Here is a 21,831-nt window from a genome sequence, read left to right on the forward strand (position 1 = left end):
GTGATGACGATGGATAAGACTGTCCGAAGGTATTATCAGCAAAAACAAAAGCAAAAAGAAATAGAGCAAGAACTAGCAGAGCTTCGTCAAGAAATTATGACTTATGTTGATGAGCAGAACACGAATGAGCTTCAGATCGGAAGCCACAAAGTGAAGATTGTTACGCAAGAGCGGAGAGAATATGATGATAACAAGCTGTTTGAGGCGCTGCCCGATCAAGAGCTTTGGCGTATGTTATCTAAATCAGATTCCTCCAAAATTTCAAGCTTGCTTAAGCTAAAGGTCATTACCGATGAGGTCATTAAGGATACCTTCTCGACAAAGACAGTAAAGCTTCTGCAAGTGGATAAAAAGTGACAGGATGAAATGAAAAAGAGCTTCCACAAGGCGGTATTAAACCGCATGCGTGGAAGCTCTTTTTTATGCTATACGCAATATTATTAGGAAGATGCAATGGCTTTCCAATAGTCCCATGCCTTTCATAGCGAATAAGACCGACAATGGAGTAAGAAGTATTTTTACTTAAAAAATTGATTTTACTCGTTTTGAATATCTAAAATAGAAAATCCAAACTGTCCCTAGAAGGAGAGCAAGCATGAGTTCCAGTACTTCATCTATTCTTCGATTTGATAAGAAAAAATCTATAATTCCAATTAATATGGCTATTATTTCAGTTAGGATAACAACAAGAGGTCCTTTTTTGTTTTTCGTTAATAAATATACAAGGGATAGGATAATTAGAAACTCAAGTAAAATGTAAGATCCAACATCATATATTTTTTCTGCATTCCATTTCAAAGTATGTATTAGTTTCAAGATGTAAAATTCATTAAAAAGACCAAATAAATTGACTAGAAATTCAAATGTTGAAATACACACATAGAAAAGAAGCCAACCTTTGATCCCGCTTAGATCTTTTGAGTTTTCTAGCATATTGCCTCCTTGATATAAGGAATAACATCAATTGGTAATATAATCCACATTACCACATAACCATTCCATGTACGACTAATATTTTTTACATGTGATATAGCTTATAGGCAATATAAGCGGCAACGATCCAAATGATAATGGCAGAAATTTTATTTATGATGAGCATGATTTTACCGTTGGTATCTAATTGTCCTACTATTTTCCCCGCTAAAGCAATACTAAAAAACCAAATCCATGAAACGACGATAGTGGCACAAGCAAACATAACTTTATCTAGTCCTGAATAGCTAAGAGAGCTAGTGCCAATGACGCCAATGGTATCCATTATGGCATGCGGATTTAATAAAGAGACTGACAATGCAAATAAAATTTGTTTCTTTGATGATAAGGGAATGACGTTTTGCTCTAGCTTTGAAGGTTTACTTTTCCATATCGACCATCCCATATACAACAGAAATAAGAAACCAATACTAAATAGGGCGATTTGCAATGCCGGTATTGCAAACACAATAACGGAAACGCCTAAAATAGCTAATAATATGAGAATCGAGTCACATAAAGCCGCAGTTATAATAACTGGAATTGCCTTTTTGAGATGTGATTGAGATGCCCCTTGATTAAAAACAAACACATTTTGTGCGCCAAGCGGCAGGATAAGGCCAAAGGCTAAAGCGATTCCGTGAAATATGGCAGTTAACATCGTTTGTTCCTCCGATAAATGAAAATATTTTCCCCTTAAAAAAATTCGGTCAATGATAGGAATCCTGATTATAAAGCTGTTTAACCTGTACATGCAACAAGAGTTGAGAACAACCGCCAAACGGGAACAAGTAATTCCTTGTTTGATAAGGCAAACGTTTGTGTGCTTCGTATTTAGGGTATATATAGATAGAAATAGGAGTGGATCAAAATACATAGCTAAGTTTTTTTTGAAAGGAGAATCATTGGTTGGAACTTTTTATATCGGTATTGGTTCTACTTGCTCTTATAGGAGTGTCTAATGTTATCAATCGACAGCTCCCGTTTATTCCTGTTCCGCTTATTCAAATCGCGCTGGGCAGCGCTATAACGCTTATCCCGCCGGGTATTCATATGCAATTGGAGCCAGAGCTATTCTTTCTACTATTTATCGCTCCACTTCTCTATAACGATGGAAAGCATACGCCTCGAAGCGAGCTGTGGCGACTACGCGCGCCTATCCTTCTGCTAGCGGTAGGCCTTGTTTTTGCAACTGTTTTTCTTATTGGCTATGCCATTCATTGGATGATTCCTTCTATACCGCTTCCTGTCGCATTTGGACTAGCAGCCATTTTATCGCCTACAGATGCGGTAGCGGTAGGCGCAATGGCAGGGAAACTGCGTCTGCCCAAAAGCTTGATGCATTTGCTTGAAGGCGAAGCCCTAATGAATGACGCTTCTGGACTTGTCGCGTTTAAATTCGCAGTAGCTGCTGCTGTGACTGGTTATTTCTCATTGCCCAAAGCGAGTGTAAGCTTCCTGATTATCGCGATTGGAGGCTTGGCAGTGGGCGCCCTATTGGCATCCATTATTACGGGGTTGCGTTTCTTGCTGCGCCGATCGGGCTTAGAAGATGAGACGATGCATATGCTCATTCATATTTTGACTCCGTTTGCGCTGTACCTGACTGCTGAGGAGTTAGGTTTATCAGGCATTCTTGCTGCGGTTGCCGGCGGTGTTATGCATGCGGTTGAACGTGATCGAAGCCAAAAAGCAAAGCCGAGAGCATACGAGGTGTCGGACAATACGTGGTCGGTTATTCTATTTCTGTTGAACGGACTTGTATTTGTCATTTTAGGGTTACAAATTCCTGATGTGTTCAGTACGGTGATCGAGAGCCCCAACTTTAATAATTTGAAAGTGTTCGGCTATGCATTCATTATTTTTATAATGCTGATCGTTCTCCGTTTCCTTTGGACTCTGGCTTTTTCGGTGAAAGGCAGAGTATTCGGCGGCACTAAAAATAAGGAGAAGCTGTCGTTTAAAATACTAGCCCTGACTTCTATATCCGGCGTTCGCGGTGCAGTAACACTTGCAGGTGCTTTCTCCATACCGCTCTTTATCGAAAATGGTGATCCCTTTCCTGCGCGGAGCTTGGTCATATTTCTAGCCACAGTCGTTATTCTGCTCTCGCTGCTGACTGCAAGCATCCTTCTGCCGCTTCTTGCTAAAAATGATGGTGGAAAAAATGAAGGGGAACGCGAGGAGAAAGAGCGTCAAGGTCAGTACAAGATGATGAGCGCGGCCATTAAAGCGATTAATCAGGCTAAGAATGATGATAATGAGAGTGAATCAACGGCAGTCCTTGCAGATTATCATCGCTGGATTAGGGAGTTCCGACCGAATGGTCGAAGACCGGAAAACATGCGTTTTCAAAAGAAAGAAGCGGGATTACGCATTGAAGCGATTGAAATTGAACGTGAAGCTGTAAGAGATATGCTTGCAAAAGGAGAGATAAAGAAAGATCATGCTGCTATATTTCTAAGAAGTTTGGAGCAGCTTGAGCTGACTTTATCTCGGTGGACGAATTTATGGTTTATTATGATAAGAGTCACAGCAAGAGGGATCAGGGGAATCTTCTTCAAAGAGAAGTCGAAGTTTTCCCATAAGCTATCCAAGACCGATCGGGAAGCTATGAGGAAAATGAAACTTCAGACAAGCCATGCTGTTATTGAAGCTTTCGAGAAGCTTAAATCGGAGTCGAATAAAAAGGAAGTATCGAATATCATTAACCATTATCATCTTATTATAGATCGATTATCTAAGCCCTTCCCGACAAGAGAAGACATAAATGAAGGCAATGAAGAAGTCAGAAGGGATTTGCACTGGATAGCGATTCAAGCGGAGCGTGACGAGGTTCAAAGGCTGTACGAGAAAGGCGATATTTCTAGAGAAATTGCCAATGAACTCAGACGAATTATTCGGGATCGTGAGGCTTCGATTTTGGAACAGGAGTAAATTGGCTTGACAGGAATTAAGTTTAGATACTAAACTAAGGCATGGATAAAAATGAGAACCTACACACTAACCAACTGAATAAAGGAAGTCATATTCTCGGTCGTTTGTTTCTCCAGCTTCGTCGTCTTGAACGCCAACCGCAAACGTTTGGTAATGCCGGGTCTTTGACGCCAAGTGAAATTCATACGATCGAGGGGATTGGTTATGAGGGGGGCATTCTGATGAGTGAGCTTGCCGCCCGTCTTGGCATTACAAAAGGTGCAGTCTCGCAGCTTATTGTACGTCTGGAAGCCAAGCAACTTGTAATCCGCACGGTATATCCGCATGATTCGAGAGGAGTATTGCTTTCACTTACTGAAAAAGGGAAGGATGCTTATACAGCACATGAGGAGGTTCATGTCCAGTTTTATGATCAGCTTCGATCGCAGTTAAGCGAACAGGAAATTGAAATTTTCGAGAAATGTGTACAAAAATTAAATGATTTCTTACAAAAATAAAAAAAATTTGCATGATAGTTTAGTAACTAAACTATATGATGCATACAACCGACAGGAGGCGTTACCTATAAAGGATTATATAGTTGTAATTGGCGGATACGGTCACGTAGGGCAAATGATAGGCAGGGAATTAGGTGAGCTGTATCCAGGTAAAGTATTTGCGGCGGGGAGAAGTCTTGAGCGAGCTAAGAAATTCAGCGGAGCAACGGAAGGCAAGGTCAGACCCCTTCATATCAATATGGAGGAAGGTTTCGATTTTAACATGATAACTCGTGTTAAGCTTGTCATCATGTGTTTGGATCAAACAAATACGGCATTTGTTCGGACTTGCATTTTAAATGGCATTCATTATGTAGACGTTTCTGCACGTTATTCCTTTTTGACTCAGGTAGAAGAACTAGGGGAGGACGCTAGGGAGAATGGTGTAACGGCAGTGCTTAGCTTGGGGCTGGCACCTGGATTGACGAACTTATTGTCACTTGAAGCGAAGAAACGAATGGATCATATGGATACATTGGATATCTCTATTATGCTGGGAATGGGAGATCAGCACGGGAAAGCTGCAATTGAATGGACGGTGGACAACCTAGGCACTACGTTTGATGTCATGAAGGATGGCCGCAAAGCAGAAGTTGCAAGCTTCAGGGACGGGAATCGAACTGATTTTGGAGGAGGGCTGGGATACAAAAAAGCATACCGATTTAACTTTTCAGATCAACATGTACTGCCTCGTACGCTGGATGTACCAACCGTATCAACCAGGCTATGCTTTGATTCTTCTAGTGTAACGAGATGGCTGGCGGGGCTGAGAGCGACTGGTCTGTTAGGACTCATGAAAATAAAACCTATCCGCGATATTGTCGTTCAGCTATTTGAGAAGATCCGTTTCGGAGAGGACTTATATGCACTCAAAATCGATGCCCAGGGAAGGAAGGATGGGAAAAGGATTGAGGTTGAATATTTTTTGCAAGGCAGAAATGAAGCCTATGTGACCGCTAAGGTTGCTGCTTCTGTGGCAGATATTGTATATCGAACTAAACTACCGCATGGTGTTTATCATATTGAACAGTTGTTTGTACTGGACGATATTTTGCCCACCATACATGAGGCAATGACCATTGAAACACGAATCAATGGTCATGATGCTGAGTAAAAGATTGAAGCACGAATGATAACCTCTCAATCCCTATTGCAATCTTCTCCTCCGTTAGATTTCCATAGCCGAGTATAATTCGATTCAGCTGCTTCCCTTTGCTAATGGCATGTATTTCAACAGGATATACCTTTACACCAGCTTCCTCGATTCGTTCTAAAAGGCTTGGGGTAAATTGAACATCCGTAAATTGTGCAATGAGATGAAGACCGGTGGAATGCCCCATAATCATTACGTTATCGCCAAAGCTTTGCGTCAAGCAATGGATTAGAAAATCTCGACGTTTGCGATATAGCTTTTTCATTTTTACAATGTGACGCTCTAAGTACCCTTTCTCGATAAAGCGGGCGAGAATCAATTGCTCCAATGAAGGGGTATGAAGGTCTGTAAACCACTTTAGCTGCCGTCCGCTTTCTATAAGCGTTTGGGGAAGAATCAAATAGCCCATTCGCAGAGCTGGGGATAATATTTTGCTAAAGGTTCCAATATAGATGACTCGATCTGGATCTAATCCCTGCAGGGAGCTGACAGGTGAGCTCTCATAGCGGAACTCACTATCATAGTCATCTTCCACAATGTAGCAGCCTGTTGTTCTAGCATATTGAATGAGCTGTACACGGCGTTGAATAGGTAAAATGCCTCCAATCGGATATTGATGGGAAGGAGTTACGTAAATAAAATTCGGCTTTTTGCTCAGCGGGAGAAGGTCTGTTTGGAGTCCATGTTCGTCTACTGGAATGGGGTAAAGAGAAGTGCCTGGTTGTGAGAAAATGGTATGTATTTCATACGTGACCGGATCTTCAACAATGACCTCTGTCCCTGGTTTGTAGAGCAGTCTAGCAATCATTGATAACGCTTGTGTGGCACCAGTTGTAATCAGTAATTGTTCGGGTGTACAAATAACGCCTCTTGTTCTACGCAAATATTGGGCTAATACGGATCTCAATTCTAGACGGCCTTCAGGCTTACCGTATCCGAAAGTCTCATCAGGGGCGTTGGTGCAGATATAATCAGACAGCCTGCCCCATGTTTTACGCGGGAATAGATCGAGTGCCGGTATACCAGCTCGGAAATGGATGAGGTCATTATGTTTGTCATTAGATTCTCTTGCATATTCGATAGGTGTGGAGGTTTGTTGGGTGAGATGCTCCAAATAGGTTCCTTCTGCAACAAACGTGCCTGAACCATGCCGGCCTTCAATGTAGCCCTCTGATAGGAGCTGGTCGTATGCCTCAACAATGATGTTACGAGAGACAAGCAGGCTGACTGCAAGCTCCCTTGAACTGGGAAGCCGCTCCCCGCTTTTCATTTCGCCTTGCAATATTTTGCTTCGGAAGCTGTCATATATTTGCCGATATAATGGAATGCCAGATGTCCGATCCAGATGAATCCATGTCATTCGATCACTCCTCATGTGAAAGTGGTACATTAAAAAACGAGATAAAATGGATCTTTTGTAAACCACTTTAACACGATAAGTTTAGAGATGAAAAGCTTAAACTTATAATGAATGGAGAAGATTCAGGATGAATGAGATGGAATTGCAAATTTCGGCTTCACATGCCCTTAAGTCTATCGCTCGCAATGAAGAAATCAAGTCGTTTTTCAAAAATGCCAAGGAGCTGTATCCGCTCATCCTTCGGGCCGCGAAGAGATATGTTGCAGGTGAAACAAGTGATGAGGCTGTTTCGGAAGCACTCGCGCTTCGGACTAAGGGATATGAAGTGTCATTAGAATATATTGGAGAGAATATTCGTGATGAGAAGGAATGCGAAGCGGCATTAGATGAATTTTTACAGCTTGCTCGTAAGGTAGGGACAGCTGGAGGCGGAGGAACGATAAGCGTTGATTTATCTCATATCGGGCTGACTATCAATGAGGAGCTTGCTTTTCAACATCTTGTTGAGCTGGCAAAAGAGGCGGCTTTGTATGGAAATACGGTTATGATTGGCGCAGAGGAGTCAGCAAAGACAGATCAGATTCTTGAGCTATACAAAAGAACAAGTGAGATGTATCCGAACGTCGGAATCACCTTGCAAGCTCAGTTAAATCGTACGGAAAAGGATTGGAAGAACATCGAACGCTTTCCCGGACGAATTAGATTGGTTAAAGGCGCCTATCAAGAGCCGAAGGGAATTGCAATTCCTCGGTCAGAGGAGCTAAGCGATAGATATCTTCATCTAGCAGAAATGATTCTCTCATCTGGCAGACAGCTCTCAATCGCTTCCCATGACGAGACCCTTATAGAGTCTGCTCGGCAGCAGGGATTTTTGAAGGGTCCAAATGTAGAGGTTGAGATGCTTTATGGCATTCGGGGGGATCTACTGAAAAGGCTCAAGGATGAAGGATATTGTACAAAAATTTATGTACCGTATGGGACAGAGTGGTATTTGTATTTCTGCCATCGACTTGCCGAATACCCACCTCATATCTACAGGGCGCTTGCGGATATGACGACACCTGACTCTGCTAGAGAATCGTTATACTAAGTAGAGAGGGTTGAGCAAGTATGAGAGTGGAATGTTATAATGGATCTTAACTAAAGAAATATGTTTTTCGACTCGAAGGAGGATGAATATGTTAGCAGCTATACAACAAATGGAGAATGGATATACGGCTCGTTTTGAGCGTATTTTTTCGCATTCCGTTGATGAGGTTTGGTCCTACTTAACAGAAAATGATAAGCTGGCTAAATGGTTCTCTGAGCTTCGGGTCGAAGACCTTCGTGAAGGCGGGACAATTAAGTTTGATATGCGGGATGGTTCATTTCTGGATATTGAAATCATTGCGCTTAACCATCATTCGGTTTTGGCATATACATGGGGCGAGGACAGCGTTAGATTTGAGCTTTATCCGGAGGCGGAAGGCTGCCGATTGGTCTTAACTGAAGAGCTAAGTAAAATTACGGCACATACGCCAAAGGATCTTGCTGGTTGGCATGTATGCTTAGAAGTTATTTCAGCATTATTGGATGGCAGGGTGCTGGAATCACGCAAAAACGAATGGGAAATATGGTATGAACGGTATTCACAGCTTACGGAGAGCTTTTCATAAAAATAAAATAAATATATTGCTGATGCAAACCTGCAACCGCCTGAATATGGCGGTTTTTATTGTTATAATGATAGAAACGATTTCTGATAAATACAAGATGGATTTATAACATATATCACTCATTTAAGAGACCGTTTAATAGAGTTATTTCGAGGAGTTGATCATATGCAGCTAATTAAAGGGCAGAAGGTAGACGTTACAAAAGGGCGGAGCATAACAAATCTTAGCCTGCAATTTGGTTGGACAACTAGTGATTCTGCTATGAGTATTGACGCTGCTGCTTTTATACTATCTGATCGCAACCGTTGCGATAGAGATGAGGATTTTATCTTTTACGGTAATCCGCAGGCTAGAAGCGGCGCTATCGCTCATATGTCTGGTCTCCCTGCCGATAAAGATAGCATACGTATATCATTTCCTAAGCAATCGGCTAGTACTTCGAAGATCGCTTTTACGGTAACGATCCATGAGGGAGAGAAAAAAGGTCATTATATGCAGGGTGTTTCCGGCTTGTACGTTAGGCTGCTGAACGCGGATACAGGTGAAGAACTATTACGATTCCAATATGGCTCTGAATTATCCAAAGAGACGGCTATCGTAGTAGGTGAGCTGTACAGGTATAACGGGGAATGGAAGTTTAACGCAATCGGGAGCGGTTTTTTTGGAGGACTGGAGGCGCTATGCACAAACTTTGGATTAGAGATTGAAGAGTCTATACCAGAGGTTGCGGCAGCGGCAGCGGCAGCAGTATTAGAAAAGCCCGTCCTATCGAAAATTGATTTGCGCAAGAACCTTGTTCAAATCACGTTAGAGAAGAAAAAACTAACGAATGTAGTAGCTAGAGTTGGCATCGTTCTTGATATAACAGGCTCAATGCAGACATTGTACCGAAATGGAACCGTGCAAGAGGTTGTCGAGCGGATACTGGCAGTTGCTTGTAAATTTGATGATAATGCGACCTTAGATGTATGGGTGTACGATACCCATTTTAGCCGAATGCCTTCGGTTACCGAGAAGGATTTTGACCAGTATGTGCAAAAGCATATACTGAATAATAATGACATTCATAAGTTTGGCCGCAATAATGAACCTCCGGTTATGGAGGATGTCATTCGTAAATACACAGAGGAAGAGGATTCGCCAACACCTGTCTTTATTATATTTATTAATGACGGGGGCGTTGTGAAGCCGATTAAGAAGGTCATTACGAATGCAGCGATTCAGCCTATCTTCTGGCAGTTTGTGGGGATTGGAAATTCTGATTTCGAGGTACTGAAGCAACTGGATACGATGGAGGGAAGAATCGTAGACAACGCGAACTTCTTCCATTTGGACGATATTGGCGCGATATCAGATGAGGTTCTTTATGACAAGCTGCTGACTGAATTCCCATTGTGGATCAAAGAGGCGACGGCGAAACGGATTTTGCGTAAGTAATGGTTGAAGGTTACGGATGAGAGCGGTACGAGAATTATTTTAGTAGAATAGAAGGAGCTAAACCTATAAATGAATATTGGCGTTTCGGTTACACAAAAAGAATTGATGGACCTGCTGCTAAATGTAGCTGTCGTCCGTCCTGTATTTATTTGGGGACCTCCCGGCATTGGGAAATCCTCGCTCGTTGAACAGTTTGCTGCTGATTTGGGTTTACCTTGTGTGTCACTGCTCGGCAGTCAGCTTGCCCCCGAGGATATTATCGGCGTACCGCAAATAAAAGATGGCGTAAGCGTATTTTGTCCACCGAAGATGATTGCGCGTGAGGAGCCTTATTGCTTGTTTCTCGATGAGCTGAATGCCTGTTCTCAGGAGGTTCAGAAAGCCTTTTACAGCTTGATCCATGAGCGTCGAATTGGCGAATATCATCTTCCAAAAGGCTCAATCGTAATCGGAGCGGGCAACAGGGCGCAGGATAGCGCGATTGTGAAACCGATGTCTTCAGCGCTCATTAACCGTATGTTCCACGTCCAGCTTAAGATTTCACCTAAAGAATGGTTTGATTGGGCTTATAGCAGCGGCATTCATTCTCATGTTATCGAATATCTTTTGGCGCGTCCCGATCATCTCTGGACGCAGCCGCCAAAGACGGAGGAGCCTTTCTCGACACCCCGCTCTTGGCATATGCTGAGCGATGCGCTCAATGAATATCATAATGAGCCATCTCTTGAAATGATTGAAGTGCTGGCTAGAGGCTGCCTATCACCGGATCATGCGCTGCAATTCAAAGCATTCCACAAAAATATTAATGGTAAATTTCAATTAAATAAAATCATTAGCGGAGATGCAAGATTCCCAGCAGATGCAAGCGATCGTGACCTGCTTTATTTCCTCGCTCTTTCCTTCCGCGCGCAAATCATTAAGACGCTTCCTGAAAAGAAGGATCAATTGAAGGAGGATCACCGAAGCTTTGCCCATCGTGCTAAAGCGCTCATCAAGGATCTGAGTGAAATTAGTCTGGAGATGGCACAGCTTGTCGTTGCTGACCATGGAGAAGGGCAGATGCTGCCGGGCTGGTTAACGGTTGAGATTATTCGTGATTTGCCGCGTTTGGCTAGCAGAGATAAATAATGAAAAATAAAAAAAAGCTAAATACACTGGATATAGCTACTCAGAACTATGACAAGGCAGTGGATTATATTCACACACATCCTATGTTTTCTCCGCTTGCCAGCCACACACACTTTCGAAGACAACAGGATAGCTTTCAACTTTGTCCCGAGGATGGCTGGGCAATTGTAACGCAAAATGGTTCCATTCATGCACATCCCAAGCGGCGTGCTGAGGTGGAGGAGTGGATATACGTGCTTGCGCACTGTCTGCTGCATCTCGGATTTGGTCATTTTCAGCAAAAGGAACATGCAATGCTCTGGAATATCGCTTGCGATGTTTATGTTTCCAAGTTCCTATATGATATGAAGCTTGGGAAGCGACCGGATACATTTGGTTTTCAAATTGATATGCCGGTAAGCAGTGAGCAAAAGCTGTATGAGCAATTTCTAGAGAGAGGTGTGCCCGAGGCACTGAAGTATCATGGCACAGCTGGAGAAAAATCAGCGGATATGATCTATCAAGCGCAGGAGCCGACCTATTATCGGGGGAATAGAAAAATAGAGTGGGAAGCCGCTTTCGCGACTGGTCTTTCTTTGGCCGTCACAAAAGCGGTAAAGGTAGCTGCGGGGTATGAAACGACGATCATGGGACATGAGGGTAAATTGACACCCAGCGCGAAGGCGAGAAACTGGTTTATTGATCATTATCCGCTGCTTGGTGCTCTTGCTGCTGGTTTTAAACTCATTGAGGATGCAACACTTTGTCATCGCTTCGATATTTCCATTGCTGCCATTGACGTAATCGATAAAGAGATTTATATGAATCCAGCAGCAGGTTTAAATGAAGAGGAATGTAAATTCGTTATGGCGCATGAGCTTCTTCATGCAGGGCTTCGACATCACGAGCGCTGTCAGGGCCGTGATCATCAGCTATGGAATGTTGCTTGCGATTACGTTATTAACCATTGGCTTGTAGAGATGCGAGTTGGCGAGTTTCCACAAGTCGGCATTTTGCTTGATGATTCTATGAAGGGCTTATCCGCTGAATCTATCTATGATCGAATTGTTACGGATATACGCACCTATCGTAAGCTTGCTACGCTTCGCGGTGTTGGAGGCGCGGATATGCTGGATAAGGGTCGCAAGGATTTTTGGGATCCACGAGATGGAACGAGTATAGATGACTTTTGCAAAAATGCCTTGCAGCAGGGGCTGATCTATCACGAAGAGATGAATCGTACTCTGATTCCCGCAGGACTAATTGAAGAGATTAAGGCGCTAGGACAACCGGCAATCAAGTGGGACATTGAATTGGCGAAATGGTTCGATAGTTATTTTTCTCCCCTTGAGAAGGTGCGCACGTATGCCAGAGTAAGCCGCAGACAGTCCTCAACACCTGATATTGCTAGGCCGAAATGGGTGGATCATGGTGGAGAGGATGACGGCAGAACCTTTGGGGTTGTGCTGGATACTTCGGGATCTATGGATAAGAAATTGCTTGCGAAGGCGCTTGGAGCGATTGCCAGCTATTGCATGTCGAGGGATGTATATGCGGCAAGGGTCGTATTTTGCGATGCGGCGGCTTATGATCAAGGCTATATGAAACCAGAGGATATTGCCGATAAAGTACGGGTAAAAGGTCGTGGAGGAACGGTGCTCCAGCCGGGCATTGATCTGCTGGAGCGGGCGGAGGATTTTCCGAAAAACGGTCCGATTCTCGTCATTACGGATGGTTACTGTGACAAGGTCTATGTGAGACGTGAACACGCCTATATGATACCGAAGGGCCAGCATCTGCCTTTTATACCGAAAGGGCCGATATTTCGATTGGATTGATCGTTTTGTTATCAGTAGCATCTGTTTCACTCCGAAAGGAGGGGGATGGGTGCTATTTAAGTTTTTTTATTTTTTGAGCCAATGCCTGAGCAGGATAGGACTGATCAATGCCGCCGTCGATGGCAATACTCACGTGATCTCCGATTGCTAAGGAATTATATACACCTGTGCTTTTTATAGTTAACCATACTGCATCCGGCTGAGCTTCTTCCAAGAGCTGTGCGACAGTTTTACTGTTGATTTTTGAGGCATCGGTATCTCGAACGACTAACACGCGATTATCCTCTTTGGAAATGATGTAGCCTTCCTTGTAGTTCCATCGCTTCTCGGATAGATTATTGCTGTTCCCTTTCGCTGAACAGCCTGTAATGAAAACCAGTATTGTAGTTAGTAGAATGAGATATTTCATCGTAGGATGTCTCCTTTGGTTGGGGGTTAAATTAGGTGTTTGATATAGGTGGTAATTTTTGAGTTCGTTTTAAGTATTCGTATGCGTTCTTTTCTTCAAGCAGTCTAGTTATTTCTTGTGATATGAGCTGTGTTGCTCGTATTAACTTTGACGCTGCTGCATCCCCTATTGTTGCGCTAACAGGGTGGTTAATGGGAGGTGTAATCGGCATGAGGAGCACTATAGAGAAGCGAATTATTCAGCAGTAAAGCTCAGGTTATAGGCAGGAATGGCGACCGGCCTTCTTCTTTCTACATATAGTATGGGGGAAGGAGGTACAGTGATGAAATATAAAAGCAGTTCACTTAAAAGCAAATGGATAAAAACGAGTTGGTTGTTGAAGCAGCCGAATCTACGCAGATATGTTCCTCGAACGATGCTTTTCAATAGGAAAAACCTAGTCACAATGCTATCTATGTTTTCTACTGTATTCTTCAAGCCAACGGGTGGTACAGGCGGAGCAAATATCATTCGAATTAAGAAAAAAAACAGCGGTTACCAAATTCAATACAATACGGTCAAAACGTATTACTCATCCATGAATGACTTATTTCAGAAATTGAAACGATTTTCCAATCGAAGATCTTTTTTGCTGCAAAAGGGTATTCACTTGGCGAGAACAAACGGAAATCCGTTCGATCTTCGTGTGATGGTCCAAAAAACAAATAACGGAAATTGGAAAAGCACAGCTATCTTCGCGAAAATAGGCAGTCCGGGAAAGGTAGCCACAAATTATAATCAAGGCGGGAAAATAGGTTTTCTCCGTGAAACACTGTCAGGCGCAGGATATAGTGATGCCTCAACAAAAAAAATGAAGAAAAAATTATTGAAGCTAGGTGTTTCCGTTGGGAAAAATTTCGAGCGCCGCTTAAAAGGAATGAGGGAGATCGGCCTCGATGTAGCGTTGGATTGGGATCGACATCCATGGATTCTTGAAGTAAATACGAGACCGCAATTTTATCCGTTAAAGAACATGAAAAATAAGAAGCTTTACCGACGAATTATTTCCTATTCCAAGCAATATGGCAGATACAAATAAACAATCCGGCAGCATTCGTATTTTTCTCTGCCTATGTTGTCGTACGTGCACTTCTAGGCCTTTACCCACATACACTAAAGAACGGACTTTAGTTTGCTTAGATAAAGCTTAATTGAGCTTATCATCTAAGTAAATACAACGTGGGGGTGTACGGTAAATGCCTGGACTGTTCTCAGCGATTGCGCTTTTTATTAAACAGCTTTCACTTCTTGTCTCTTATGTCAAAAATAATGCTTTTCCCCAGCCTCTTCAAGAGGAGGAGGAAGCAAAGCATCTACAATTAATGGCCGAAGGTAATCAGCGTTCCCGTAACCTGCTCATCGAACATAATCTTCGGTTGGTCGCTCACATCGTCAAAAAGTTTGATAATACTGGTGAGGATCTGGAGGACTTAATTAGTATTGGTACAATCGGCTTGATTAAAGCAATTGAGAGCTTCCAAACCGGGAAAGGCACGAAGCTTGCGACATTTGCAGCTCGTTGTATTGAGAACGAAATACTTATGCACTTGAGATCATTGAAGAAGACACGTAAGGACGTATCGCTTCATGATCCAATTGGAACGGATAAGGAAGGCAATGAGATTACGTTGATTGATATCCTTGGCACCGAGGCGGACGATATTGTGGACCGGGTGCAGCTAAAGATCGAAAAGAGTAAGATTTATAAAAATCTTGATATATTGGATGACCGCGAGAAGGAAGTTGTCATTGGAAGGTTTGGTTTGGAGCATGGCGGGGATGAGCGGACGCAGCGGGAGATTGCGAAGGAGCTTGGGATTAGTCGGAGCTATGTTTCAAGGATAGAGAAAAGGGCGTTGATGAAGCTTTATCATGAGTTTTATAAAGTGAAGCGGTGACGTGCTATTTATTTTTATTGTTCGAATAAGTTCTTTTGTACACTTAATGGCCACGTCTTCGTAACGTGGCTTTTCTTTATGTAATTATTACAAATGTGTTGGTTGAAAAAAATAACAAATCATAACGAAGGTTGAATTTGTTTATTAGGTCATATTATTGAGATAGCAAAACTTGGAGCTATCTGCTAATGAAGGTCATGCGGAAGTGGCCGTAATGGTAAAGAGATTCTTACAGTATATACAACTTGTTAATTAATCGTTTGTTTATGTAAAGCGATAAGACAAAAGAAACAACTTTGCATCCTATCCACGACAATATCAATTATGAATTTATGGTTTACATTATTTATCAATCCAGTTATGCTAATGATTGTGTCTCTTTTTGAATTTAATAGATGCCGTTTTTTATTGCTGATTTTATCCGATTTGCCATATAATGAAAGCACTTTCATAAAAAATCAGATGTGCAAGGTGGGGTACAGTTGCAGCGTAGAGTTTTTTTCAAAAACAGAAATTATTTTAAAGGAATATATCTATGGATCGCGGTTGTAATATGTCTTCTAGTGACTATTTTCTCGGTCACGATCTATTATAATGTGAAGAAAAATGTGGTAGAGAACAATTATTCATTGAATAAACAAACGTTGTATCAGATGAAATATAACATTACCTACATGAACGATACCGTTAAAAATCTTATTTCTTCGATATACTTTAGTGCGGAAGCGGACTATTTGCTAAATGTAAGCGATACAGAGAATAAAATTTTTGATATCAATCAGACCTTAAATAAAATGACTACGTCAATCATTAACAATAATCCGCTAGTGCAATCGATCTATGTCTATAACCCGCAGGATGATCTCTACTTCTCTACCTACAATGGAATGTTTTACGAAGATGAGGAGTTAATGAAAACGCTTAATAGCTATAAGACTGTTCCAATGCTGGAACCGATTGCGAGGAAAGGACCAGATTCTAAAAGCAATGACAAGGTATTTACATATGTCATGTATGAGTCGACCAGTCCTAATGGTATCTTCGACGGCGCCGTTTTTGTCAATGTTAGTGCGGATTTGGTTATTAATAACTTGGAAATTATTAATACTAACGATGCGAAAGGTGAACTTTTCCTGCTTAGCGATAAACGTCAAATCATTAATCACGACAGCATTGACCAAAGTTTGCAAGTGCCAATCCAACAACTGTTTGATAGTAAAATTGAAAAGTCGATCGAGCAAGGTGAGCAATACGGCTATCTAATCGACCGAATCGGGGGTCGCAATTATTTCGTTACTTATATGTACATTGAGGGGGCTGACTGGGTCTTAATAAAAACTCAACATCTCTCGGATGTATTAAAATATATGAATAAAATTCAAATAAGTATTGTGATCATGACGATCATTTTTCTGGCATTGAGTATTCTCGTTTCATTTACATTATCGAAACGAATCTACAGACCAATTGGAAGTCTTGTTCAGAGAATGCGTTCTGAGCAGTTGATTGTAGACGAGGATGATGATACTAATCATGATGAGATTGGTTTCCTTCATAACTCTTATAGTAAGTTCGTTGAACTAGTAACTATTGCTCAAAGCAACGAGCAGGATAACCTGCTGACATTAAAAAATTATTACTTAAGAAATTTGCTCATTGATAGTGAAGCTGCTAGTGAAAAAGAGTTGAACATTTTAAATGAGCATAGCCGACTTTCATTAGATTTGGATGGAAATTTCGTTGTTTGTGTAGTGAAAATCGACAATTATCAATCGTTTAAAGACAGTAATAGCAGTAGAGATATAGAACTGTTCAACTATGCTATCGTCAATATTTCTTCAGAAACTACTTCCGAGCGTTTCATGAATGAATCATTGGACATGAAAAGAGATCATTTTGCGATTATTGCTTATTCCAAACTTAAGGAAAATGACACCATATATCAAAATCTTCAATTATCGATGAAAGAGCTTCAAACTAACATTGCCAACTATCTGAGGCTCTCAATAACAGTGTCAATAGGGTCGGTCGTTGAAGAAATACACGAACTATCCCAGAGTTATCATATCGCGCTGAATAATTCGAATTATCGTTATGTGATGGGTAAGAACACGATTATTACTCCGGATTTGGTTGATAAGCAAAACAAAAGCCAAGAACTAAACTATTCTGTTCAACTGGAGAAGAAGTTTGTTGAAGAGATGAAATCCAACAATATCGACGCTGCTGAAAAAATGTTGTTTTCCATTCTACAGGAAATTTCCGGACAAGCGGGCAATCACATTCCATTTTCGGTCATGTTATTAATCAGAACTATTTTTACGACTGTATTCGAAATGAATGATTTCAAATACAATCAGTCTTCAATCGACTTCAACACGGTATATAGCAAATTTGTCGAGTTGGAAACGATAGAAGAAATCCATGACGAGATGAAGAATCTACTTCGACGGATAATTAGTACTGAGAAATATCAAGTTCATGAAAAACACAACGTCATTGTGGAAACGATTAAGGATAGCGTTCAAAAAAATTATTCTGATCTTGATTTATCGTTGCAGAAGTTAGGAAGCTTGTTTAAGATGTCACCAGCATATCTTGGGCAAATTTTCAAAGGGCAGATGGGAATGTCTGTCGCTTCTTACATTAACGAAGTTCGAATTGTACGCGCCCAGGAGTATCTGGAAACCTCTAATTTAAGTGTTATGCAAATTATGGATAAGGTCGGAATTGCGAACGAAACTAGTTTCTACCGATTGTTCAAAAAAAGATTTGGTTGCTCTCCTAAAGAATATGTTTTTATTAAATCCATTCAAGAAGAATAAGAGCATTAAAAAGTGGATAACCAAGCGCGAATTGAGCGCAGGTTGTCCACTTTTTTTGTGTTTTGGCAGTTTTTCTATAAAATGATAGTCCAATTTTTCGCATAACAGCAGGGAAAACTGCACTTTTGTCAGTTTCTAAGATGAATATGATCCGATATATTTATTGGTGTAGCCGGCAAGGCGATCCAATACATTATAGGCAGGTGAACAGAGTGAAAGCTTTACGTACTTTCCGCAAGAACAAGGAGTTGTTCTATTTGACAATTCCAGGCGTGTTATTTATTTTCATTTTCAATTACGTTCCACTCTATGGTTTGATACTGCCTTTTAAGGAGTATCGATTCGATCTAGGTTTTTGGAATAGTTCTTGGGTTGGATTTCAAAATTTCCGTTTCCTTTTCTCAGGTGACGATGCATGGCGAATTACTAGAAACACAGTAGTATTGAATGCGTTCTTCATTATCATATTACTTGTGTGTTCCATTGCTCTTGCGTTGATTTTATATGAGATGTCACGTAAATTTGTGAAATTTTATCAGACAGTTATGTTTTTCCCGTATTTTCTATCTTGGGTTGTCGTCGGTTATGTGTTTTTGGCCCTGCTAGATATGGATCACGGTTTTGTAAATGCGATGCTTCTGAAGTTAAATATGGAACCGATTCTGTGGTATAACGAAGACTCATATTGGCCATCGTTACTGGTTAGTGCGAATACATGGAAGAATGTCGGTTATTATACGATCATTTACTATACTGGCTTATTGGGAATAGATAGTGAATTGTTCGATGCCGCTGACATTGATGGCGCCAATAAATGGCACAAGATCAAAAGTATCTCACTTCCGATGTTAAAACCTTTAATTACGCTATTGCTACTACTACAAGTCGGAAAAATATTCTATGGTAACTTTGATCTTTTCTTCAACTTGACACGGGATTCTTCGCTACTGTATGCAACGACAGATGTAATCGACACCTATGTCTATCGTTCGCTTAAAGGTATGGGAGATTTAGGAATGTCCTCCGCTGCTGGCGCTTACCAATCCGTCGTTGGATTTGTACTTGTTCTCGTTACAAACTGGATTATTAAAAAATACGACAGAGAAAATGCACTGTTCTAAGGATGTGAAATGAAATGCGGCTTAAACTCTCTAGCATAGCTATGCATAGTTTAATGGTCATCGTTACGTTATTGTGTGTAGCACCAATGTTCCTAGTATTGTCTGTTTCGTTAACTAGTGATGCGGATATTATCAGTAATGGTTATTCCTTTATTCCAAAGAGTGTTGATTTTTCGGCTTATCGGTTTATTTTTGAAAATCCCAAGCAACTTTTTACATCTTATCTAGTAACCATTACCGTTTCGATTGTAGGTACGATAGTCGGATTATTGATCACAACGATGCTGGCATATGCCATATCTAGAAAAGATTATGCTTATGCTCAAAAAACTACGTTCTTTGTGTTCTTCTCGATGCTTATTACCGGGGGTTTAATTCCATGGTACATATTAATAGTTAATCAGCTTCATATGAAGGATACAATTTTTGCCTTAATCGTCCCATATTTAGTTAGTGCGTGGTTTGTTATGCTCATGAAAGGATTCTTTTCAAGCATATCACCAGCTATTATTGAATCCGCGAAAATCGACGGGGCAAGAGAGTTTGGAATCTATCTCAAAATTGTGCTTCCAATCGCTAAGCCAGGTATTGCTACTGTAGGATTGTTTTACTTGCTTACCTATTGGAATGATTATTATTTGAGCTTGATGTTTATTCAGAACAATACCGACATTATTTCCTTGCAATATATGTTGTTCAAAATCCAATCGAATATGGACTTTCTTAAGAGTGCATTTGTACCGCCTTGGATGGTTAGCAACGTATCGTTGCCTGAATTATCGGTGAGAATGGCGCTTGCTGTACTGGCTGCTGGTCCTATGATGTTTGTATTTCCATTCTTCCAAAAGTACTTCGAAAAAGGGATTACGGTTGGCTCAGTAAAAGGATAGTCATCTAGTCTTGGTTGTTACTGCAAATGCAGTTTCAATAGATATTATTATAGGGGGAAAAAAGAAATGTTTAAAAAACAATTTCTACTTTGCATGACCATGATCCTGGCTGTATCTTTGCTCATTAGTGCATGTGGCGCAAAGACTGGAAATTCCGGTGAGTCACCGAAAGCAAGTACAGATCCATCATCAAATGTAAGGGAAACAGACTCAGATTTAGAGCCAGTTGAATTAACGTGGTATACAGTAGGTACGGTTCAACCGGATCATAAGGTTGTTATGGATGCAGTAAATAAAATTTTGAAAGAAAAGATCAACGCAACACTGACATTAAACGTCATCGATTGGGGTGCATTCGATGAAAAAATGAAAGTAATCACTTCGACGAACGAAGCGTACGATCTTGCTTTCACGTCCTCGTGGGCGAATAACTACGCGTCCAATGTTTTGGGAGGCGCTTATGTACCGCTAGATAAGTTACTAGAGAAGTATGGTAAAAACATATTAGAGCAAGTGCCTGCAAAGTATTGGGACGCTACTAAAGTAAATGGTGAAATTTACGGTTCTTTGAACTATCAAACGTATTTCATTGCTAGAGGTCTTGCTTTTAATAAAGAGCTTGTCGACAAGTATGGATTCGATGTGAATAGTGTGAAAAAACCAAGTGATTTGACTCCATACTTAGAGCAAATTAAAAATGGCGAACCTGGAATAGCTGGATACTTGCCAGCAATGACAAGCTTCCCTGAATTATTTAATATGGAAACTGGCTTCACGATCGATGCTGTTCAAGGTAACAGCATGTACCCATTAGTAATCAATGTGGACGACAAAGATATGAAAGTTTATAACGGTGTGGAAAGCCCAGAATTCATGGATCTGATGAAAGTATACAGAGAGTGGTATGAGAAGGGTTATATCAAGAAAGATGCAATTTCTAGAAAAGATTATAAGGCTGAGGCTAATTCTGGAAAATATGCGATATGGACTCGTGGCGGAGGTCCAGGCGCCAGTCAAGGGGCTACTGTTGAACAAGGCAGTCCAACTATCGTAATTGACTCGGCTCCAGCTTATGTTAATACCGGTGGAGTTATTGCTACAATGACGGCTATTTCTAGAACAAGTAAAAACCCAGAAAGAGCAATGATGTTACTTGACTTGCTGTATAGTGATAAAGATTTGTATCGTTTACTTAATAACGGTATCGAAGGAACGCACTATAACAAAGTAGACAATGATATTATTGAGCTTATTCCGAATACCGGGTACTTGCCTGCAGTAAATTGGGAATATGGAAACGTATTTAATGATTACCAGCTTAAAGATTCGCCAGTGTCTATGGATGAGCTGAAATCATTAAATGATACATCTGCTACATCTCCATTACTGGGCTTCCTATACAACCCGGATTCGCTAAAACAAGAATATGCTCAAGTTAATGCGATCATGGGGGAAATGGTTCCTGCGATGATGACAGGAACAGTTGATCCTGCAGAGATGCTACCTAAATACGCGGATCGATTGAAGAAAGCAGGCATGGATAAGCTGATAGAAGATGCTCAGAAGCAGATCGACGATTGGAAAGCAGCAAATGTTAAATAATTAAATACACATATTTTGCAAGGAGCCGTCCCAATCCTGAATGCCATTTTTA

The 21,831-nt window shown here is 41.1% G+C and carries 19 protein-coding genes and 1 pseudogene; 16 read left to right on the forward strand and 4 right to left on the reverse strand.

Annotation, left to right across the window (positions count from 1 at the left end; genetic code table 11):
- The first annotated feature begins 3 nt into the window (after positions 1 to 3).
- Positions 4 to 357 carry a hypothetical protein gene (locus tag AC0YOD_RS19560; protein ID WP_475801003.1) on the forward strand — a complete coding sequence of 118 codons (354 nt, stop codon included), beginning with the start codon at positions 4 to 6 and terminating at the stop codon, positions 355 to 357.
- Between the two features lie 165 nt (positions 358 to 522).
- On the opposite strand, the gene AC0YOD_RS19565 is transcribed toward AC0YOD_RS19560, so the two are convergent.
- On the reverse strand, positions 523 to 933 hold the full coding sequence (locus tag AC0YOD_RS19565; protein ID WP_475801004.1) for a DUF2569 family protein: 411 nt from the start codon (positions 931 to 933) through the stop codon (positions 523 to 525).
- A gap of 85 nt (positions 934 to 1,018) precedes the next feature.
- On the reverse strand, positions 1,019 to 1,633 hold the full coding sequence (locus tag AC0YOD_RS19570; RefSeq protein WP_475801005.1) for a LysE/ArgO family amino acid transporter: 615 nt from the start codon (positions 1,631 to 1,633) through the stop codon (positions 1,019 to 1,021).
- A gap of 248 nt (positions 1,634 to 1,881) precedes the next feature.
- Here AC0YOD_RS19570 and AC0YOD_RS19575 point away from each other — a divergent pair, with 248 nt between their 5' ends.
- The 3 genes from AC0YOD_RS19575 to AC0YOD_RS19585 all read left to right on the forward strand — a co-directional run bounded on the left by AC0YOD_RS19575 (position 1,882) and on the right by AC0YOD_RS19585 (position 5,559).
- Positions 1,882 to 3,909: a Na+/H+ antiporter gene (locus AC0YOD_RS19575; RefSeq protein WP_475801006.1), complete on the forward strand. Its 2,028-nt coding sequence runs from the start codon at positions 1,882 to 1,884 to the stop codon at positions 3,907 to 3,909.
- Positions 3,910 to 3,950: 41 nt separating this feature from the next.
- Positions 3,951 to 4,406 (forward strand): MarR family winged helix-turn-helix transcriptional regulator, encoded by a 456-nt coding sequence (locus AC0YOD_RS19580; RefSeq protein WP_475801007.1) that lies wholly within the window; start codon positions 3,951 to 3,953, stop codon positions 4,404 to 4,406.
- Positions 4,407 to 4,473: 67 nt separating this feature from the next.
- Positions 4,474 to 5,559 carry a saccharopine dehydrogenase family protein gene (locus AC0YOD_RS19585; RefSeq protein ID WP_475801035.1) on the forward strand — a complete coding sequence of 362 codons (1,086 nt, stop codon included), beginning with the start codon at positions 4,474 to 4,476 and terminating at the stop codon, positions 5,557 to 5,559.
- Here AC0YOD_RS19585 and pdxR read toward each other — a convergent pair.
- Positions 5,537 to 6,958: a MocR-like pyridoxine biosynthesis transcription factor PdxR gene (gene pdxR / locus AC0YOD_RS19590; RefSeq protein ID WP_475801008.1), complete on the reverse strand. Its 1,422-nt coding sequence runs from the start codon at positions 6,956 to 6,958 to the stop codon at positions 5,537 to 5,539. The genes AC0YOD_RS19585 and pdxR overlap by 23 nt on opposite strands.
- 127 nt (positions 6,959 to 7,085) lie before the next feature.
- On the opposite strand from pdxR, the gene AC0YOD_RS19595 reads away from it, so the two are divergent.
- From AC0YOD_RS19595 to AC0YOD_RS19620, 6 genes and pseudogenes are all read left to right on the forward strand, one after another.
- Positions 7,086 to 8,048 (forward strand): proline dehydrogenase family protein, encoded by a 963-nt coding sequence (locus tag AC0YOD_RS19595; protein WP_475801009.1) that lies wholly within the window; start codon positions 7,086 to 7,088, stop codon positions 8,046 to 8,048.
- An 88-nt stretch (positions 8,049 to 8,136) separates the two neighbouring features.
- On the forward strand, positions 8,137 to 8,613 hold the full coding sequence (locus tag AC0YOD_RS19600; protein ID WP_475801010.1) for an SRPBCC family protein: 477 nt from the start codon (positions 8,137 to 8,139) through the stop codon (positions 8,611 to 8,613).
- Positions 8,614 to 8,778: 165 nt separating this feature from the next.
- Positions 8,779 to 9,294: pseudogene (locus tag AC0YOD_RS19605) on the forward strand (TerD family protein); the annotation flags it as partial.
- A 33-nt stretch (positions 9,295 to 9,327) separates the two neighbouring features.
- Positions 9,328 to 10,050, forward strand: a complete 723-nt coding sequence (locus AC0YOD_RS19610) for a vWA domain-containing protein (RefSeq protein ID WP_475801036.1) — start codon at positions 9,328 to 9,330, stop codon at positions 10,048 to 10,050.
- Positions 10,051 to 10,119: 69 nt separating this feature from the next.
- Positions 10,120 to 11,178, forward strand: coding sequence for an AAA family ATPase (locus tag AC0YOD_RS19615; RefSeq protein WP_475801011.1), 1,059 nt, complete (start codon positions 10,120 to 10,122; stop codon positions 11,176 to 11,178).
- On the forward strand, positions 11,178 to 12,995 hold the full coding sequence (locus tag AC0YOD_RS19620) for a vWA domain-containing protein (RefSeq protein WP_475801012.1): 1,818 nt from the start codon (positions 11,178 to 11,180) through the stop codon (positions 12,993 to 12,995). The genes AC0YOD_RS19615 and AC0YOD_RS19620 overlap by 1 nt, the downstream gene beginning before the upstream one ends.
- 52 nt (positions 12,996 to 13,047) lie before the next feature.
- Here the strand turns inward: AC0YOD_RS19620 and AC0YOD_RS19625 are convergent, their stop codons facing one another.
- A complete protein-coding gene (locus AC0YOD_RS19625; RefSeq protein ID WP_475801013.1) occupies positions 13,048 to 13,404 on the reverse strand; it encodes a YobA family protein in 357 nt (118 codons plus the stop codon).
- A 322-nt stretch (positions 13,405 to 13,726) separates the two neighbouring features.
- Between AC0YOD_RS19625 and AC0YOD_RS19630 the strand changes: the two genes are divergently transcribed.
- The 6 genes from AC0YOD_RS19630 (at position 13,727) to AC0YOD_RS19655 (ending at position 21,779) form a co-directional block, all read left to right on the forward strand.
- Positions 13,727 to 14,482 (forward strand): YheC/YheD family protein, encoded by a 756-nt coding sequence (locus AC0YOD_RS19630; RefSeq protein WP_475801014.1) that lies wholly within the window; start codon positions 13,727 to 13,729, stop codon positions 14,480 to 14,482.
- Between the two features lie 157 nt (positions 14,483 to 14,639).
- Positions 14,640 to 15,341, forward strand: a complete 702-nt coding sequence (gene sigK / locus AC0YOD_RS19635; RefSeq protein ID WP_102713457.1) for an RNA polymerase sporulation sigma factor SigK — start codon at positions 14,640 to 14,642, stop codon at positions 15,339 to 15,341.
- A gap of 563 nt (positions 15,342 to 15,904) precedes the next feature.
- Complete coding sequence (locus AC0YOD_RS19640; protein ID WP_475801015.1) at positions 15,905 to 18,166, forward strand: AraC family transcriptional regulator; 2,262 nt, start codon at positions 15,905 to 15,907, stop codon at positions 18,164 to 18,166.
- Between the two features lie 212 nt (positions 18,167 to 18,378).
- Positions 18,379 to 19,287, forward strand: coding sequence for an ABC transporter permease (locus tag AC0YOD_RS19645; protein WP_475801016.1), 909 nt, complete (start codon positions 18,379 to 18,381; stop codon positions 19,285 to 19,287).
- Between the two features lie 14 nt (positions 19,288 to 19,301).
- Positions 19,302 to 20,177, forward strand: coding sequence for a carbohydrate ABC transporter permease (locus tag AC0YOD_RS19650; RefSeq protein ID WP_475801017.1), 876 nt, complete (start codon positions 19,302 to 19,304; stop codon positions 20,175 to 20,177).
- Positions 20,178 to 20,243: 66 nt separating this feature from the next.
- The gene (locus AC0YOD_RS19655; protein WP_475801018.1) at positions 20,244 to 21,779 is read left to right on the forward strand and encodes an ABC transporter substrate-binding protein; all 1,536 of its coding nucleotides are present in this window, start codon (positions 20,244 to 20,246) and stop codon (positions 21,777 to 21,779) included.
- Positions 21,780 to 21,831 lie beyond the last annotated feature (52 nt).

Source organism: Paenibacillus sp. J31P13, from assembly GCF_056269295.1.

Excerpts from the sequence above, each read along its gene's own strand:
- AC0YOD_RS19560 (WP_475801003.1), top strand. The coding sequence starts at position 4 with ATGACGATGGATAAGACTGTCCGAAGGTATTATCAGCAAAAACAAAAG.
- AC0YOD_RS19565 (WP_475801004.1), bottom strand. The coding sequence starts at position 933 with ATGCTAGAAAACTCAAAAGATCTAAGCGGGATCAAAGGTTGGCTTCTT.
- AC0YOD_RS19570 (WP_475801005.1), bottom strand. The coding sequence starts at position 1,633 with ATGTTAACTGCCATATTTCACGGAATCGCTTTAGCCTTTGGCCTTATC.
- AC0YOD_RS19580 (WP_475801007.1), top strand. The coding sequence starts at position 3,951 with ATGGATAAAAATGAGAACCTACACACTAACCAACTGAATAAAGGAAGT.
- pdxR (WP_475801008.1), bottom strand. The coding sequence starts at position 6,958 with ATGACATGGATTCATCTGGATCGGACATCTGGCATTCCATTATATCGG.
- AC0YOD_RS19595 (WP_475801009.1), top strand. The coding sequence starts at position 7,086 with ATGAATGAGATGGAATTGCAAATTTCGGCTTCACATGCCCTTAAGTCT.
- AC0YOD_RS19600 (WP_475801010.1), top strand. The coding sequence starts at position 8,137 with ATGTTAGCAGCTATACAACAAATGGAGAATGGATATACGGCTCGTTTT.
- AC0YOD_RS19615 (WP_475801011.1), top strand. The coding sequence starts at position 10,120 with ATGAATATTGGCGTTTCGGTTACACAAAAAGAATTGATGGACCTGCTG.
- AC0YOD_RS19620 (WP_475801012.1), top strand. The coding sequence starts at position 11,178 with ATGAAAAATAAAAAAAAGCTAAATACACTGGATATAGCTACTCAGAAC.
- AC0YOD_RS19625 (WP_475801013.1), bottom strand. The coding sequence starts at position 13,404 with ATGAAATATCTCATTCTACTAACTACAATACTGGTTTTCATTACAGGC.
- AC0YOD_RS19630 (WP_475801014.1), top strand. The coding sequence starts at position 13,727 with ATGAAATATAAAAGCAGTTCACTTAAAAGCAAATGGATAAAAACGAGT.
- sigK (WP_102713457.1), top strand. The coding sequence starts at position 14,640 with ATGCCTGGACTGTTCTCAGCGATTGCGCTTTTTATTAAACAGCTTTCA.
- AC0YOD_RS19650 (WP_475801017.1), top strand. The coding sequence starts at position 19,302 with ATGCGGCTTAAACTCTCTAGCATAGCTATGCATAGTTTAATGGTCATC.
- AC0YOD_RS19655 (WP_475801018.1), top strand. The coding sequence starts at position 20,244 with ATGTTTAAAAAACAATTTCTACTTTGCATGACCATGATCCTGGCTGTA.